This window comes from Streptomyces sp. NPDC053673 (assembly GCF_055585225.1).
In genome coordinates this window covers 1-15,552 of sequence record NZ_JBVJKN010000021.1, presented here as the reverse complement: position 1 = coordinate 15,552, position 15,552 = coordinate 1, and the positions used below count along the sequence as shown (strand labels likewise).

At 70.2% G+C, this 15,552-nt stretch carries 14 protein-coding genes and 2 pseudogenes; 11 read left to right on the top strand and 5 right to left on the bottom strand.

Going from position 1 to position 15,552, the window contains the following annotated elements; translation table 11 throughout:
• Positions 1-88: 88 nt before the first annotated feature.
• Positions 89-241, top strand: a complete 153-nt coding sequence (locus ACZ6ZQ_RS26165; RefSeq protein ID WP_469770944.1) for a DUF305 domain-containing protein — start codon at positions 89-91, stop codon at positions 239-241.
• Positions 242-588: 347 nt separating this feature from the next.
• Entirely contained in the window at positions 589-1,503 is a 915-nt protein-coding gene (locus tag ACZ6ZQ_RS26160; RefSeq protein WP_469770943.1) for a F510_1955 family glycosylhydrolase, read from the top strand.
• A gap of 384 nt (positions 1,504-1,887) precedes the next feature.
• Here the strand turns inward: ACZ6ZQ_RS26160 and ACZ6ZQ_RS26155 are convergent.
• From ACZ6ZQ_RS26155 to ACZ6ZQ_RS26145, 3 genes and pseudogenes are all read right to left on the bottom strand, one after another.
• Positions 1,888-2,319 (bottom strand): annotated as a pseudogene (locus ACZ6ZQ_RS26155) (multicopper oxidase domain-containing protein); the annotation flags it as partial.
• Positions 2,320-2,377: 58 nt separating this feature from the next.
• Complete coding sequence (locus tag ACZ6ZQ_RS26150) at positions 2,378-2,581, bottom strand: hypothetical protein (protein WP_469770942.1); 204 nt, start codon at positions 2,579-2,581, stop codon at positions 2,378-2,380.
• Positions 2,582-2,655: 74 nt separating this feature from the next.
• On the bottom strand, positions 2,656-3,297 hold the full coding sequence (locus ACZ6ZQ_RS26145) for a TetR/AcrR family transcriptional regulator (protein ID WP_469770941.1): 642 nt from the start codon (positions 3,295-3,297) through the stop codon (positions 2,656-2,658).
• Positions 3,298-3,417: 120 nt separating this feature from the next.
• Between ACZ6ZQ_RS26145 and ACZ6ZQ_RS26140 the strand changes: the two genes are divergently transcribed.
• From ACZ6ZQ_RS26140 to ACZ6ZQ_RS26105, 8 genes and pseudogenes are all read left to right on the top strand, one after another.
• Positions 3,418-3,561, top strand: coding sequence for a hypothetical protein (locus ACZ6ZQ_RS26140; RefSeq protein ID WP_469770940.1), 144 nt, complete (start codon positions 3,418-3,420; stop codon positions 3,559-3,561).
• The gene (locus ACZ6ZQ_RS26135; RefSeq protein WP_469770939.1) at positions 3,561-4,088 is read left to right on the top strand and encodes a hypothetical protein; all 528 of its coding nucleotides are present in this window, start codon (positions 3,561-3,563) and stop codon (positions 4,086-4,088) included. The genes ACZ6ZQ_RS26140 and ACZ6ZQ_RS26135 overlap by 1 nt, the downstream gene beginning before the upstream one ends.
• A gap of 192 nt (positions 4,089-4,280) precedes the next feature.
• A pseudogene (locus tag ACZ6ZQ_RS26130) lies at positions 4,281-4,452 on the top strand (DNA-binding protein); the annotation flags it as partial.
• Between the two features lie 143 nt (positions 4,453-4,595).
• Positions 4,596-5,045 (top strand): nuclear transport factor 2 family protein, encoded by a 450-nt coding sequence (locus ACZ6ZQ_RS26125; protein ID WP_469770938.1) that lies wholly within the window; start codon positions 4,596-4,598, stop codon positions 5,043-5,045.
• A gap of 213 nt (positions 5,046-5,258) precedes the next feature.
• Positions 5,259-7,145, top strand: a complete 1,887-nt coding sequence (locus ACZ6ZQ_RS26120) for an ABC1 kinase family protein (RefSeq protein ID WP_469771023.1) — start codon at positions 5,259-5,261, stop codon at positions 7,143-7,145.
• Positions 7,146-7,443: 298 nt separating this feature from the next.
• Complete coding sequence (locus ACZ6ZQ_RS26115; RefSeq protein WP_469771022.1) at positions 7,444-8,385, top strand: NADP-dependent oxidoreductase; 942 nt, start codon at positions 7,444-7,446, stop codon at positions 8,383-8,385.
• Positions 8,385-9,056 carry an alpha/beta fold hydrolase gene (locus tag ACZ6ZQ_RS26110; protein ID WP_469770937.1) on the top strand — a complete coding sequence of 224 codons (672 nt, stop codon included), beginning with the start codon at positions 8,385-8,387 and terminating at the stop codon, positions 9,054-9,056. Before ACZ6ZQ_RS26115 ends, ACZ6ZQ_RS26110 begins: the two co-directional genes overlap by 1 nt.
• Before the next feature lie 38 nt (positions 9,057-9,094).
• Positions 9,095-10,396 (top strand): MFS transporter, encoded by a 1,302-nt coding sequence (locus ACZ6ZQ_RS26105; protein WP_469770936.1) that lies wholly within the window; start codon positions 9,095-9,097, stop codon positions 10,394-10,396.
• 10 nt (positions 10,397-10,406) lie between these two features.
• Here the strand turns inward: ACZ6ZQ_RS26105 and ACZ6ZQ_RS26100 are convergent, their stop codons facing one another.
• Both ACZ6ZQ_RS26100 and ACZ6ZQ_RS26095 read right to left on the bottom strand, forming a co-directional pair.
• Positions 10,407-11,291, bottom strand: a complete 885-nt coding sequence (locus ACZ6ZQ_RS26100) for a LysR family transcriptional regulator (protein WP_469771021.1) — start codon at positions 11,289-11,291, stop codon at positions 10,407-10,409.
• A 174-nt stretch (positions 11,292-11,465) separates the two neighbouring features.
• Positions 11,466-11,702: a hypothetical protein gene (locus ACZ6ZQ_RS26095; protein WP_469770935.1), complete on the bottom strand. Its 237-nt coding sequence runs from the start codon at positions 11,700-11,702 to the stop codon at positions 11,466-11,468.
• A gap of 134 nt (positions 11,703-11,836) precedes the next feature.
• On the opposite strand from ACZ6ZQ_RS26095, the gene ACZ6ZQ_RS26090 reads away from it, so the two are divergent.
• The coding region (locus ACZ6ZQ_RS26090; protein WP_469770934.1) for a type I polyketide synthase at positions 11,837-15,552 on the top strand (3,716 nt) is incomplete at its 3' end.

The following is a 15,552-nucleotide window of genomic DNA, read 5'->3' as shown; positions in this document are numbered from 1 at the left end:
GCTCCATGATGCACGGCATGATGGGCCCCCAGCCGATGACGGACCTCGACAGCGCTTCCGGCCGGAACTTCGACACCATGTCCTGACCATGATCATCGAACACCACGAGGGCGCCGTCACCATGGCCAAGGCGGAGAAGCAGAACGGCGCCTACGCCCCGGCCAAGGACCTCGCCGGCCAGATCATCACGACCCAGACCGCCGAGATCGCCCACATGCGCGACATGCTCCACGTCTCCTGACCCGCGTTCTCGCCTCAGAACGGCAGGGCCGGGCGAGCGCCGCAGGCACGACGAGCGCGCGGGGGAAGGGGTACCGCTCGCCGTGCCTCGCGCCTCCAGGGCAACGCCCGGTCCTTGCCGTTCGGACGCGGACTCCGTTGCCGCCGGGACCCGCGCCACGAGGAGGAACCTCACCCGCGAGCCCATGGATGGAGATGCTCACGCTGGATGGCTGCCCGGAGCGGATTGATAGGGTCCGCTCGGAGACCGGACGTGACCGGTTGCCCGCCCTTCGGGCGAGGCGTCACGCGCTTGCGACGTGCCGTACGACCTATGCCGTCCCACCGCCAGCACGAGGTGATTCACGCATGCCCCCCTTCTTCTCGAATCCACTCCGCCGACGGTGCAGCCGCGCGCTGGCCACCACCTGTGCGGCGATCGCCGGAGCGGTCCTCCTTGCCGCCTGCGCCGAGGGCAAGGCCGGTGGCGACGCCGCCGGAGAGGTCGAGGAGTCGAGGTCCGCCCTGCACAGTCACATCCACGGGCTGGGAATCGATCCGCAGGACGGACGGCTCTACGTGGCCACCCACGAGGGCATCTTCACCCCGGACGACGCCGGTGATCCCCAGTTGGTGGGTGACAGCCGCGACGACTTCATGGGATTCACCGTGATCGGCACCAAGACATTCCTGGCCAGCGGTCACCCAGCCCGCGGCGCTGACCAGCCGGCCAACCACGGGCTGATCAAGAGCACCGACGCCGGGAAGTCCTGGAAGACCTCGTCGCTCAAGGGCGAGGCGGACTTCCACAGCCTGGACCACGCCAAGGGCTTCATCTACGGATACGACAGCACGAACGGGCTGCTGCGCGTGAGCGAGGACGGCGCCGCCTGGCAGGACCGTGCCCGTCTGCAGGCCCTCGACATCGCCGTGAACCCCGCCGATCCCCGCCAAGTCGTCGCCACCACGCCGGAGGGTGTGGCGCGCAGCACGGACGCGGGCGCGACCTTCGCTCGCGGTGAGGGGCCGGGGATGGAGTTCCTCTCGTGGACGTCACCGGAGTCGCTGTTCGGCGTCGGCTTCTCCGGCGCCCTGAGTGTCAGCAAGGACGGCGGGACGACCTGGAGGCAGACCGCGACCGTACCGGGAGGCCAACCGCAGGCCCTGACCGCCGTCGACGATCAGCACATCCTCGCGGCCACCCAGGACGGCGTCTACGAGTCCACGGACGCCGGCAAGACCTTCACCAAGCGACTCACTGTCACGAACGGCGGTCACCACTGACGTCCGGCACCATGGACCGCGAAACGGCCCCTGCCGCCTGCGCACGGTCTCCACGCCGACGGCGTGGCGGGACATGCCGCACCGGGCAGCCTCGCCGCGGCGGCCGTCACCGGTCATCCTGAGCAGGCCCTGTCGTCCGACGAGGACCACCACCCCGCCGAGGAGTCGGCATACGCCGTGCAGGACTGCGCGACCGGGCAGCCCACCGTCGCGCGACCGGTGACGACCGGTTACCCAGCAACGGTGGTCCACCGCATTCAGCCGGCATCCCGCGCGACCGCGCCGCCCTCGTCAGCACTCACATCCTCGTCTCAGGCCTGCATGGGCCCTTTTGCTGCTGCCCTCATCGTCGTCCCGTCGAGCGGCTCGATTCAGCGTTCCCGCTTCGCGCTGGGTGAGCCCGGGCACCCCGTCCATGTCGTTGCGCAGGGCGAGTCCGTGCCAGTGGATGCTCGTGGGCTCGGGAAGGTTGTTTGCGAGGGTCAGCGTGAGGGTGTCGCCGGCGGTGACCCGCACCTCCCGGCCTGGGAGTTCGTCCCCGTACGCCCAGGAGCGGACCGTCCGCCCGCCGCCGAGGTCGAGCGGGGTCTCGACGGCGGTGAGCTTCACTTTCCGCTCCGGTCCGGGCTTGCGGAGGGCTTCGGCAGCGCCGACCTCCTTGCTGTCGGGCGTGATGTAGTCGGCGGTCGGCGACGTACCGCCTCCGTGGGCGGAGTGGCCGGTGCCGCCGCTTGAGCAGGCGGTGTCGCCACCGGTGCCCGCGGTGGCGAGTCCGGCGCCGAGGACGGTACGGCGGGTAAGTCGGGGTCGAGGCACATGGCGATGCCGCCGGCGCCGCCAGCGCCATCGACGCCGTGCGTCGGTGCGGGGTGCATCAGGTGGAGGCTCTCGGGACCACGGTCTGCTCCGCCGACACGGCAGAGGCGTGAGATTCCACGGCCGCGTGCGCACCGGCCGGGTGGGAGACCGTGTGCTCACCGGGCTGACCGAGCCCGTGCATCAGCACGATGCCGAAGAGCAGCGCGACGGCGAGGGCACCCCGGTCCAGCCATGCCGCGATCTCCTGGCGTGCTGCCACCTCGGGCTCCGTTCGTGGTCCGACTGCCGACTCCCACCCGCCCCTCATGTTACGGGGAGGGGGTATGCGTGACGTCAGTGGCCGCCGTGCCGATGCGGGCGGTGCTGCCTGTGCGCCGGTGGCGCCGCCTCGGCGGGTCGGTCCGGGAGCAGCAGTCCGGCCACCGTCACCGCGACGAGCCGGCGCACCGCCGCCTTCGAGGAGAGTCCGGCGGCGGCCCCCAGGGCATGCAGGCAGTACGCGGCGAGCTCACCGGCGGCGACGTCGTTCCGGAGCGCGCCGCTCTCCGCTCCTTCGGCCACCAGTCCGGTGACGAGTTCCAGGAGCCGCTGGTGGGCGTGAGCGATTCCGGCGCCCTGGTGGAGGAGCGCAGCCATATCGGTGCCGTGGTGTTCGTGGCGTTCGTACGTCATGTTCGCGTACGCATCGAGGACGCCGCGCAGCCGCTCGCCGGGGTCGGTGAGCCGGTCCCGTACGGCTTCGAGCCGTGCGAGGTGGTCGCCGACCCGGCGCTCGTGCCAGGCGACCAGGACCGACTCGACGTCGGGGAAGTATTTGTACAGCGTCGCCCGCCCGATGCCGGCCTCCTGGGCGAGACGCGACATCGTCACGGACAGCAGTCCGCCCTCCGCGACCAGCGCACCGGTGGTGTCGAGCACCGCATCGCGCACGGCACCGCGGTGTGCCTCGATCGTCTCGTTCCACAGCTTCGGCATGCCCTCAATGTACGGGACGACGAGACCGCGACACGATGACTTGACAGAGACACTCTGTCTCGAAAAAGCTGAGCAACACCTGACGGCGGCGCGCCGTCCCCGCTCGAAGGCGAGTCCCCGATGTCCGATGCACACCACCAGCCCACTCCCCCGCACACACCGCGGCCCCGCTGGGTGAGCGGCCTGCTGATCTGCGGCGCCGTCCTCGTCGTGGCCTTCCTCGCCCTGCACCTGGCAGGGGGCGGTATGCGAGGCCACGGCTGATGCTCATGTCCCCCCTCGGACGCAGGATTGCGCTCACCGCTCATGTGACGGCGTCCGTCGGCTGGTTCGGCGCGGTCGCCGTCTTCCTCGCTCTGGCCGTCACCGGCCTCGTCGCGCGGGATGCCCTGACAGTGCGGTCGGTCTACGTGGCGATGGGCGTGACCGGCTGGTTCGTCATCGTGCCGCTCTGCTTCGCCTCACTCGTGACCGGCATCGTGTCGGCCGTCGGCACCACGTGGGGTCTGCTGCGCCACTACTGGGTCACGGTGAAGCTCGCGATCACAGTGCTCGCCACCGTCGCCCTCCTCCTCCACATGCCCGCCATCGACCACATCGCCGACGCCGCGGCCGCCCCAGGCTGGGCCGCGGACGACCTCGTCGGCCTACGGACCCAGCTCGTCGTCCAGTCCGGCGCCGCGCTGCTCGTCCTCCTGGGCGCGACCGCCCTGTCGGTGTTCAAGCCACAGGGCCGCACCCGCCACGGGCAACGGACGCTGCAGAGCCGGGCTCCGCTGCCACTTGGCTGATGGCGCGCATGACAGCACCGTCACCCAGAAGCAATGCGGTGACATCCCTCCGCACACATTCACTCGTCACGGCGACGTCCAAGCAGGCACGCCGGCGTCACTCACGGGCAGAATCCGCAAGCTGGTCTTGACCACCCGAAGCAGCCGTCGCATGACCAACTCCGGCTTGACGAAGGACATAGAGGCACCCCGAAGAAGGTTCACGAGTGGCTCACCGCCGCCCGTGACGCCGGCCTTCCGGTGGTCACCTCGGCCGTGGTCCTCGTCGAGGTGATCCATCCCAGGCGTCAATGACGCCGCCCTGAAGTGGACGCTGTCCCAGCTGCGGGTCGAACCGATCACCCAGGCCGCCGCCCAGACCGCCGTCCTATGCGGTGAGCAGGGGGCTGGCAGTCCTGCAAAGGCCTGTTGAGTCTCCCGAGGTGCGGTACGGAAGTGCTGAGTGTGCCGCATGACGATGTCTGATTGCCGCCAGCGGGATCCGCTGCTGCTGATCATGCTGGCTGCATGACGATTTCATCCACCACGGACTCCATGGCAGTCCTCACTGGCATGTATGCGGCCGAAGCGAAGTACCTGGCGGCCGGAGGCCCCGGCGAGGCTTCGTTCGACCTGCTCGCGCCCTTCTTCGCGCCGGATGTCGAGCTGCATCAAGCAGATGCTCTGCCCTACGGCGGCACCTGGCGCGGGCACGACGGCATGGCGCAGTTCTTCCTCGCGATGGGACAGGCGTGGGAGACGTTCGACCTGGTGGAACAGGAGTTTCTCGCCACCGGTGAGACCGCGGTGGTGCTCACACAGGTCCGCGCCCGCGCCCGTGCGACAGGCCGGGAACTCGGCTTCCCGATCCTGCAGGCGATCACGGTCACAGAGGGGCGGATCACCGAGGTCCGTCCGTTCTACTGGGACACGCGGGCCATCGTCGACGTCTGCGCCGTGCCTTCGCCGAGCGAGTGAGCTCGACTGCTGATCCCGCTGATCGCAGCCGCTTGTTGAGGACCGCGCCGACAAACTGGAGGGCACGCCGGCACCGAGCACCCGGTCCGCCAAGTCGCGGCCCCACTCGGCGACTTGGCCAGATGCCGGGAACGGAGAATTCGCACGCGCGTGCTGTTGAATGACGTCATGTGGATTACCGGTGCGTTGTTCGGGACGCTTGTCTTCTTGCTTGTGGTGGTGGCCCCTGCGGTGGTGGGGCGGCGGCTGCTGGGGGTGCGGGCGGGGGCGGTGCGGGTCGCGACCGCGGGGGCGTGCGGACTCGCGGTGTCCGGGGGGCTGTTCGGGCCCCGGCTGGAGGAGTCGGGGGAGCTTGCGCCGCTGCTGTCCTTGATGGTCGGGGTGGGGATGGTCGCCTCGATGGTGGTTCTCGTCGCGCTGGACATCGTGGTGCCCATGGGCGCCGTACGGCCGCTCGGGTGGGCGCAGTCGGTGCGGCGACGGATCGCGCGGGCGCGGCGGTACTCCGGCGTGGTGCGCATCGCCGGCCGGCACGGGCTCGGGCCATATCTGCGGGGCCGGCGGCGCGCGCCCGCGGTGCGGCACGAGTTGCTGGCGCGGGAGCTGCGGCAGGCGTTGCAGGCCGGCGGGACCACGTTCGTGAAGCTGGGGCAGCTGATGTCGACCCGGCGGGACCTGCTGCCCGCGGTGTACGTCGAGGAGCTCAGCCTGCTTCAGGACCAAGTGCCGCCCGCGCCGTGGAGCGAGGTCGAGACGCAGCTCCAGGAAAGCCTGGGAGCGCCGGTGCGGGAGGTGTTCGCCGCGTTCGAGCGGGTCCCGCTGGCCGCAGCCTCCATCGCGCAGGTGCACGCGGCCGTCCTGCATGACGGCACCGAGGTCGTCGTCAAGGTGCAGCGGCCCGGGATAACGGAACTCGTGGAACGCGATCTGGACATCGTCGGGCGCCTGGCCGCCGCTCTGAGCGACCGTACCGCCTGGGGGCGCGGTCTGGGGCTGAAGGAGCTGGCGCAGGGCTTCGCCGTCGCGCTGAGCGAGGAGCTCGACTTCCGCGTCGAGGCTCGCAACATGATCGCGGTGCGTCGGGCCGCCGAGGCTCGCGGCGACTCCAGCGTCGCCCTCCCTGTCCTGTACGGGCAGTTCAGCACGGAGCGTGTCCTCGTCATGAGCCGCGTCGAGGGCACCTCGCTCGGCAAGGCGGTCCCCGACGACGAGCGACACGGCACCCATCTGGCCGAGACCCTTCTCAACGCGCTGCTCAACCAGATCATGGTGGACGGCGTCTTCCACGCCGATCCGCACCCCGGCAACATCCTGCTCCAGCCCGACGGCACGGCCGCCCTGCTCGACTTCGGATCCGTCGGCCGGATCGACGCCGGGCTCCGCGAGTCGATGGGCGGCCTCTTCCTCGCCGTCGACCGCGGCGATCCGCTTGCCCTGCGCGAGGCTCTCCTGGAGATCACCGACCGTCCCGAGGACGTCGACGAACAGCGGCTGCTGCGCATGCTCGGGCAGTTCAGCGCCCGCCATCTGGGGCGCGGATCCGCGCCCGACGTGGAGATGTTCAGCGATCTGTTCCGGCTGGTGGCCGACTTCCGGCTGGCGGTTCCACCGGAGATCGCGGCCGTGTTCCGGGCCCTGGCCACCCTGGAGGGCACACTGGTCCGACTCTCCCCCGGATTCAACATGCTGGAGGCATCCCGTACGTACGCCTCAGCCCGGCTCACCGACCGGCTGGGGCCGCAGAGTGCCCGTGACACCGCCCGCGACGAACTGATCGCGCTGCTGCCCGTCCTGCGACGGCTGCCGCGTCGCCTCGACCGCCTCGGCGGTGCGCTCGAGGAGGGTCGGCTCGGGGTCAATGTGCGGCTCTTCGCCGATCCCCGCGACCGGCGGGTCGTCGGCGAGCTCGTCGGGCGGGTGGTGCACGCCCTTGTCGGGATCTTCCTCGGGTTCGCGGGCCTTCGACTCCTGGGTATGGACGGCGGGCCGCGCGTGAGCGAGAACCTCGGACTGTACGGGCTGATGGGCTTCAACCTCCTGCTGCTCTCCGCCGCCATCGTCCTCCGTACCGTCTATGTCACCAGCCGGCCCATGGAATAGTCGGCCTTCTTGCGCGGGAACGGGTCACGGCATCGGCGCGGGCTGCTGTTTGTGCGCAAGATGATCGACTCCGTGCCGAAGAGGGCCGAGGACATGGACGAGCAACGCCCGCACGCCATCGCGTGACTGCGAGGCGCCGCGCCGGCCTCCGTGCGTTTCCCACAGCGCTGGCACTGCCCGAGCCCTTGAGTTTCGCTAAACAGCCCTGTTCCGATCGTGCCTTGATGGCCTGCGCGGCGGGGCGGTTGAGTGGTGCCGACACGTGATCCCGACCAGCTGAAACAGGGGAACCATGATGATGCGGGCGATCGGCCAGGACGTTTTCGGCGGTCCCGAAGTCTTGAAGATCGTGGAGGCGGTGCGGCCTCAGGCGGGGCCCGCCGAGGTGCTCGTGCGGGTGGTGGCGGCAGGGGTCAACCCGACCGACGCCTGGCACCGTTCCAGCGGCGGACTGGCAGGTGGTGACGGCCCCATCAGGCTGGGCTGGGACGTGTCGGGCGTGGTAGAGGCCGTCGGAGCGGGTGTCACGACCCTTGCGCCGGGAGATGAGGTGTTCGGGATGCCACGCCATCCGCGGCCCGCGGGTGGCTACGCCGAGTACGTCACCTCACCGGCTCGGCATCTGGTGCGCAAGCCGTCCGAGATCTCCCATGCCCAAGCCGCCGCTCTGCCCCTGGCCGGTCTCACGGCATGGCAGTCGCTGGTCGACACCGCCGATGTCCGCCCCGGACAGCGGGTGCTGATCCACGCGGCGGCGGGCGGAGTCGGGCATCTGGCCGTCCAGATCGCCAAGGCCCGCGGTGCCTACGTCATCGGCACGGCCCGATCGGCCAACCACGCCTTCGTACGCAGCCTGGGCGCCGAAGAGGTCATCGACTACACCCAGACCGACTTCACCCCCGCGGTCCACGATGTCGACGTCGTCATTGACACGATCGGAGGCGAGTACGGGCCGCGCTCGCTGAAGACCTTGCGCCCGGGAGGAATCGTCGTCTCTCTCGCGTCTCCGGCCGAAGCGGCGCTCGCCCACGTGGCGCGGCCACTCGGGGTGCGCAGCCAGTTCATGATCGTCGAAGCCGACCAGGAAGGACTGCGGCAGCTCGTCTCGCTCGTCAAGGCCGGCCGGCTGCGCCCCGAAATCGCCACCTGCCTGCCCTTGGAGCGAGCGGCCCAGGCGCACGAGCTGACCCAGAGCGGCCACACTCGCGGAAAGATCGTCCTGACCGTGGGACAGGCCTGATGGCGACCTTCGTCCTGGTCCCCGGCGCCTGGCACGGCGCCTGGACCTTCCAGTCGCTGGCCCGAGGACTGCGCGTGCACGGCCACGAAGCCCACGCGCTCACCCTGACCGGCCTCGGCGAGCGCAAGCACCTGCTCACCGGCACCGTCAACCTCGACACCCACCTGCAGGACGTGCTGAACCTGCTGGAAGACGAGCAGATCACCGACGCCGTCCTGGTCGGCCACAGCTACGGCGGCATGGTCATCACCGGAGTCGCCGACCGAGTCCCCGACCGGGTGAGCGGTCTGGTCTACATCGACGCCATGGTGCCCCAGGACGGTGACTCATGCTGGTCCCTGGTCACTGAACAGGAACGAGCCTGGTACCTCAACGGCACCGACCGAACCGGCTACTCCAGCGCCCCCCTGCCCTTCTTCGACCCGCGCGCCACCTCCCATCCCCTGGCCTCCCTCCTCCAGGCCATCCGACTGCGCCACGATCTGTCGGCGTTCGCCCGCAAGCACTACATCTACGCCACCGGCTGGGACACGCCCTCCCCGTTCGAGCCCCTCTACCGGCGTCTGCTGACCGACTCCTCCTGGCGGGTCCACGCCGTCCGCTCCGGCCACAACGTCATGCGCGACGCCCCCGAAGAGCTCCTCAACATCCTCATCCAGACCACACGTTGAGTCAGTTGCCCACAGCGCTGAAGGAGACACGAGAACGCATGAAACCTCCGCGTGTGCTGGCACTGGCCCAGCTGATGAACTCATTCGGGGACGGCGCCTACTACGTCACGTCCGCTCTCTACTTCGCCAGGATCGTGGGCCTCACCCCTGCCCAGATCGGCTTCGGCCTGACGCTGGGCTGGGCGGTCGGTTCGGTGGTCGGGGTTCCCCTGGGAAACCTGGCCGACCGGCGCGGCGCGCGCGGCACCGCCGTCCTGCTGGCGATGGCCACCGCGATCGCGGTGGCGTCGTTCCTGTCCGTGCGTTCGTTCCCGCTGTTCGCAGTCGCCGCCGTGCTCTACGCGAGCTGCCAGTGCGGGCTCACCGCGGCCCGGCAGGCACTGCTGGCCGGGCTGGTGGAACAGGCCAGGCGCACGCAGGTGCGTGCCTTCCTGCAGTCGACGACGAACGCCGGCTTGGCCGTCGGCGCCGCACTCGGTGGGCTCGCCCTGCGGTCCGACACGCGCGAGGCCTACCTGGCCGTCTTCGTGATGGACGCCGTGAGCTTCCTCACCGCGGCGCTCGTGCTGAGCCGTTTGCCCGTGGTCGCCCCGGCGAAGGCGACACCGGGGGAGCCGCGGCTCGCGGTCCTGCGTGACCGTCCGTACGCGGTCGTCACCGTGATCAACGCGATCATGCTGTTCTACATGCCGCTGATCAGCCTGGTGATCCCGCTGTGGATCGTGCAGCGGACGCAGGCACCGACGTGGACGGTCTCGGCGCTGCTGGTGCTCAACACCCTCAGTGTGGTCGTCTTCCAGGTCCGGGTCGCACGGCGGGTGAGAGGTCTCAGGAGCGCCTCACGGGTCGTACGGCACGCGGGCCTCGTCATGTTCGCCGCCTGTGCCGTCTTCGCCCTCTCCACGATCGGGTCCTCCGCCTGGACCGCCGGACTGATTCTCCTGGCGGCAGCAGGCCTGCAAGTCCTCGGCGAGATGATGCTCGCCTCGGGCGCCTGGGAGATCAGCTTCGGGTTGGCTCCCGCCGACAAGCAGGGGCAGTACCAGGGCTTCTTCGGCACCGGGCAGGCCGTCGCCAGAATGCTCGGCCCTCTGGCCCTGACCACCTTGCTCCTTGGCTGGGGTGCGCCCGGCTGGCTCCTGCTCGGTGCCCTCTTCGCCGCGGCGGGGATCGCCATGGGCCCGGCCGTCCGCTGGGCCGAGCGCACCAGGGCCCACCCTTGTCGCCCCGCAGCGATGGCCGGGCCCGATTCGCCGCTCAGACCCGCCGGTTCTTCCGGAGGCGCCGACCACAGCCCCGGCCCCGGCCCCACATCATCCGCGGTTTCTCCTCAGCACTGAGGTGAAGGTGTCAGGTGTTGGCGTCGGCGGCGGCTTGGACGAACGCGCGCAAACGCGTGCTGATATTGCTCTCCAGCCAGACCGGGCCCCACTGGACGGGTGCGGCATCGTTGAAGGCCACGTAGGCGATGTCGGGGCGCGGGTAGAACCGCCGGGCGTGCTCGCCGACCGGGAAGACGCCCTCGCCTGCGGCGACCAAGGCCAAGACCTCGGGGAAGGTGGCGGCTGTCGGGCCGCGTGGCACGGACCTGCCCGCAGGGGTGCGGGGGGGCGTGCGTTCGTGGCGCAGCTCTTGGGGCATGTCGTGCGGCAACTGGATCACGGGTTGCTCGGCGAGGACTTCGATCGATACCGACGCATGCGCTGCCCACGACGATCCGGCCGGCACGGCCAGAACCCGAGCCTCCGACAGCAGGACCGGCCCGGCAATCGCCTGGGAGACGGGGAAGGCCGTGATGAGGACGTCCAGCTCACCACCGTGCAACCGCGTCATGGAGTCATGGATCTGGCACTCGTGGATGGTCACCTTGCAGTCGGGGTGGCGGACGGTGAACAGCTCAAGGGCCTTGAGGAGGAGCTGCCCGGCCGCCGCCCCCAGGAATCCGGCCCGCAGCAGGCCGGTGGTCCCGCGCGCGCGGTCGACCGCCCGGAGGACCGCCTCATCCATGCCGTGCACCAACGGGGCCAGATCCGTGGCCAGGTCACGGCCGAGTGGGGTCAAGCTGACCTGGCGGGTGGTGCGCTCGAACAGCGGCGCGCCGATCCGCCGTTCCAGTTTCTTGATGGTCTGGCTGATCCGGCCGGTCGTCAGGCCGAGTTGCTCGGCAACCCGGCCGAAGTGCAGCTCCTCGGCCAGAGCCAGGAAGGTCTGCACCTCCGTGCGTTCCAACAGCACTGCCACCCCCCGAGCCCGAGCCCTTGAGTTCCGCTGAACGGCCCTGCTCCGATCGCGCCGTGATGGCCCGCGCAGCGGGGCGGTTGAGTGGTCGACACGTTATCCCGACCAGCTGAATCAGAGGAACCATGATGATGCGGGCGATCGACCAGGACGTCTTCGGCGGTGTGCGGTTCATCGGGGCCCGCCGCAGCACTCGCAACGCGGGCGACCGGCACGCAGCCGCCGGCGGGCCGCCATGCCGAGCATGATGCCCCAGATCAGGAACAGGGCGTACCAGAACAGGCCCCAAGTTGCCTGCGGATGGGCGTCCTTGGCTGCGAAGGCCGGGGCGGAGACGACGCGGTCAGCAGCGAGAAGGTACTGCATCGCGAAGTACGTGACGGGGAGGGGAAGTCCCCCCGGCGACATGTTCTTGCCTACTGCTTTTCGCCAACGGGCCGACACTGCCGAACGTTGACGCGGGAGTTGTGGGCAAGCAGGCTTTCCGCTTATGCGTTGATGTTTCGAATGCATCGGTGGTTCGGGGAGAGTCGTTGATTTCCATGGAAAATACCCACAAGATCAGTGATCCGATCGCCGTCATCGGTATGGCGTGCCGGCTGCCCCAGGCGGACAGCCCTGAGCAACTGTGGCAGCTGCTCAGGGGCGGCGTGGACGCCATCACCGAGGCGCCGGCCGAGCGATGGGCACACGAGGATCTCGGAAGCTACCGCCGCGGCGGATTCATCTCGGACGTGTACGGTTTCGATGCCGCATTCTTCGGGGTTTCACCGAACGAGGCCGCGGCGATGGATCCCCAACAACGACTCGTCCTCGAATTGGCCTGGGAAGCACTCGAACGCTCCCGCATCTCCCCTGACTCTTTGCGCGGAGCGGAAGCCGGGGTATTCGTCGGAGCCATTGCCGGCGAATACGCCAGCCTGCACGACCGGCTCGGCACCGACGGGGTGGGCCCGCACACCCTCACCGGTATCCAGCGCGGCATCATCGCCAACCGGGTGTCGTACCTGCTCGGTCTGCGCGGCCCCAGCCTGACCCTGGACTCCGGCCAGTCCTCTTCCCTCCTCGCCGTCCAGGCCGCCTGCGAGAGCCTGTGGCGCGGTGAGTCACGGCTTGCGCTGGCCGGTGGCGTCAACCTCAACCTGCTCGCCGACACCACCACCGTCATCGGCCGATTCGGCGCGCTCTCGCCCGACGGTCGCTGCTACACCTTCGACAGCCGGGCCAACGGTTACGTGCGCGGCGAGGGCGGCGCGGTCGTCGTCCTCAAGCCGCTGTCCGCCGCCGTCGGCGACGGCGACGAGATCCACTGCGTGATCCTCGGCGGCGCCGTGAACAACGACGGCGGCGGAGAGAGCCTCACCACCCCAAGCGCCCGTGCGCAGGAGCAGGTGATCCAGCAGGCGTGCCGCAGGGCCGGGGTCAGCCCGTCGGACGTGCAGTACGTCGAACTCCACGGCACCGGCACCAAGGTCGGCGACCCGATCGAGGCGGCCGCGCTGGGTGCCGCCCTCGGCACCGGCCGGATCGGGGACGAACCGCTGCTCGTGGGCTCGGTGAAGACCAACATCGGCCACCTGGAAGGCGCGGCGGGCATCGCCGGGCTGCTCAAGGTCGTCCTCAGCCTGAAGCACCGCAGCCTCGCCCCGAACCTGAACTTCGAGACCCCCAACCCTCGCATCCCCCTCGACGAGCTGGGCCTGCGGGTGGTCGTAGCCCCCGAGGCATGGCCGCAACCCGACACCCAGCTGATCGCCGGTGTCAGCTCCTTCGGCATGGGCGGCACCAACTGCCACCTCGTCCTGGGCGAGGCGCCGCACCGCCAGGCCGCAGAGCAGGTCGAGGCCCCGGCGCAGTACGCCCCCTCGGGCACCGCCTCGGCCGCCCCCTGGGTGGTCAGCGCACGCTCGCTGCCGGCCCTGCGTGGCCAGGCCGAGCGGCTCGCCCGGCACCTCGCCGCGCACCCGGCGGTGGAACCCGCGGACGTGGCGTTGTCCCTCGTCCGGACGCGCGCCCAGTTCGAGCACCGGGCTTTGATCATCGGCTCGGGCCGTGACGAACTGATGGACGGCCTGCGGTCGCTTGCGGTCGGACTTCCCCACCCCTCGGTGGTCACCGGCCGCACGGTCGACGGCTCCTGCGCCTTCGTCTTCCCCGGTCAGGGCGCGCAGTGGGCCGGGATGGCGGCCGAACTGCTGGACTCCTCCCCCGTGTTCGCCCGTCGCATCGCCCAGTGTGCGGAGGCGCTCGCGCCGTACACCGACTACTCCCTGCTGGACGTCCTGCGCGAGGTCCCAGGCGCCCCTGACCTGAGCCGGGTCGATGTGGTGCAGCCCGCGCTCTGGGCGGTCATGGTGTCGCTCGCCGAGGTCTGGCGGGACCAGGGCATCGAACCGGCCGTGGTGATCGGCCACTCGCAGGGCGAGATCGCGGCCGCCGCGTTCACCGGCGCGCTCACCCTCGACGACGCCGCACGGGTCGTGGCCCTCCGCAGCCGCGCCCTCGTCCGGGTCACCGGCGGCGCCATGCTGTCCGTGGGAACGTCCCAGGTGGCGATGGCGGAGCGGCTGCCGCAGCACCCCGGCATCAGCCTCGCCACCGTCAACGGCCCGTCCTCGGTGGTGGTCTCCGGCCCGGCCGACGCAATCGACGAGTTCCAGGCCGAGCTGGCCGCCGAGGGCTTGCGGACCAAGCTGATCCCGGTCGACTACGCCTCGCACTCCGCCGCTGTGGACGTGCTCCGCGAGGAGCTGCTCACCCTGCTGGAACCCATCCGGCCGGTCTCGACCTCCACGGTGTTCATCTCCACCCTGACCGGTGAGCCGATCGATACCGCCAGGCTCGACGCTGCGTACTGGTTCCAAAGCCTGCGGCACACCGTGCAGTTCGAGCGGGCCACACGCGAGGCGCTCGCACGGGACTGTGCGCTGTTCGTCGAGTGCAGCCCCCACCCGGTGCTGGTCAGCGGCATCGAGGAGACCATCGAGGCCGCGGACCACGGCGCGGCCGCCGTGGTCGGCACGCTGCGCCGGTCCGAGGGCGGCCCGGACCGGATCCGGCGGAGCGTCGCGGAGGCGTACACCCGGGGCGCGGCAGTCGACCTGGAGCGCCACTGCGTCATCCCCGGCGCGCGACCGGTGGACCTCCCGACGTACGCCTTCCAGCGGGAGCGGCACTGGCTCAGTGACGCGACGCTGCGGCGCGGGCGCCTGGGGACAGGCGGGGCCGGAGGTGGTTCCGGAGACGGTTCCGCGCGGGCTTCCGCAGGCGGCGTCCATGGCGACGACGCTGCCAAGACGCGGCACGAACTGCGTGACCTGGTCGTCGCCGCCGCCGCGGGCGTGCTCGGCCACCGCGACAAGCAGGCCGTCGACCCGTCCCGTACGTTCAAGGAACTGGGAGTGGACTCGGCGGGAGCCGTCGTCCTCCGCAACCAGATCAGCGACCTGACGGGCGTACGGCTGCCGACCACGGTGGTCTTCGAGTATCCGACGCCCAGCCGCCTCGCTGACCACCTCCACGACCGCCTGACGGGCGACAGTGAAGGCGACCGATCGCAGAACATGGTCGTCTCCGCCGCCGCGGACGGGGCCGATGACGCAGACGGCAACGAGCCGATCGCGATCGTGGCCATCGGCTGCCGCTATCCCGGTGGAGTCACCTCACCGGAAGACCTCTGGCAGCTGGTCGCCACGGGTACGGACGCGATCTCCGGTTTCCCGGTCGACCGCGGCTGGAACCTCGACGCGCTCTATGGAACCACGGCTGACGCACCCGGCCTCTCCGCCACCAGGTTCGGCGGCTTCCTCGAGGAGGCGGCCTCGTTCGACGCGGCCTTCTTCGGGATCTCGCCGCGCGAGGCGCTGGCGATGGATCCGCAGCAGCGGCTGCTGCTGGAGACCGCCTGGGAGGCCATCGAGCGCTCCGGAATCGACGCCGCCGGCCTGCGGGGCTCGTCCACGGGAGTCTTCATCGGCTCCATGGGCTCCGACTACGGCCCGCGCCTGCACCAGCCGGACGGCCTGGGAGATGGCCACTTGCTGACCGGCACCACGTCGAGCGTCGCCTCTGGACGCCTCGCGTACACCTTCGGATTCAACGGCCCGGCGGTGACCGTGGACACGGCGTGCTCGTCGTCGCTGGTGGCCTTGCATATGGCGGTGCAGGCGCTGCGGCAGGGTGAGTGCTCCTTGGCTCTGGCCGGTGGTGTGACGGTGATGTCGACACCGGCGACGTTCGTGGAGTTCTCGCGTCAGCG

What these genes read in the sequence shown, in the direction of transcription:
- ACZ6ZQ_RS26145 (WP_469770941.1), bottom strand. Translation starts at nt 3,297, where the DNA reads ATGCCGAAGCTGTGGAACGAGACGATCGAGGCACACCGCGGTGCCGTG.
- ACZ6ZQ_RS26110 (WP_469770937.1), top strand. Translation starts at nt 8,385, where the DNA reads ATGGCGACCTTCGTCCTGGTCCCCGGCGCCTGGCACGGCGCCTGGACC.
- ACZ6ZQ_RS26095 (WP_469770935.1), bottom strand. Translation starts at nt 11,702, where the DNA reads ATGTCGCCGGGGGGACTTCCCCTCCCCGTCACGTACTTCGCGATGCAG.
- ACZ6ZQ_RS26105 (WP_469770936.1), top strand. Translation starts at nt 9,095, where the DNA reads ATGAAACCTCCGCGTGTGCTGGCACTGGCCCAGCTGATGAACTCATTC.
- ACZ6ZQ_RS26135 (WP_469770939.1), top strand. Translation starts at nt 3,561, where the DNA reads ATGCTCATGTCCCCCCTCGGACGCAGGATTGCGCTCACCGCTCATGTG.
- ACZ6ZQ_RS26140 (WP_469770940.1), top strand. Translation starts at nt 3,418, where the DNA reads ATGTCCGATGCACACCACCAGCCCACTCCCCCGCACACACCGCGGCCC.
- ACZ6ZQ_RS26165 (WP_469770944.1), top strand. Translation starts at nt 89, where the DNA reads ATGATCATCGAACACCACGAGGGCGCCGTCACCATGGCCAAGGCGGAG.
- ACZ6ZQ_RS26160 (WP_469770943.1), top strand. Translation starts at nt 589, where the DNA reads ATGCCCCCCTTCTTCTCGAATCCACTCCGCCGACGGTGCAGCCGCGCG.
- ACZ6ZQ_RS26115 (WP_469771022.1), top strand. Translation starts at nt 7,444, where the DNA reads ATGCGGGCGATCGGCCAGGACGTTTTCGGCGGTCCCGAAGTCTTGAAG.
- ACZ6ZQ_RS26125 (WP_469770938.1), top strand. Translation starts at nt 4,596, where the DNA reads ATGACGATTTCATCCACCACGGACTCCATGGCAGTCCTCACTGGCATG.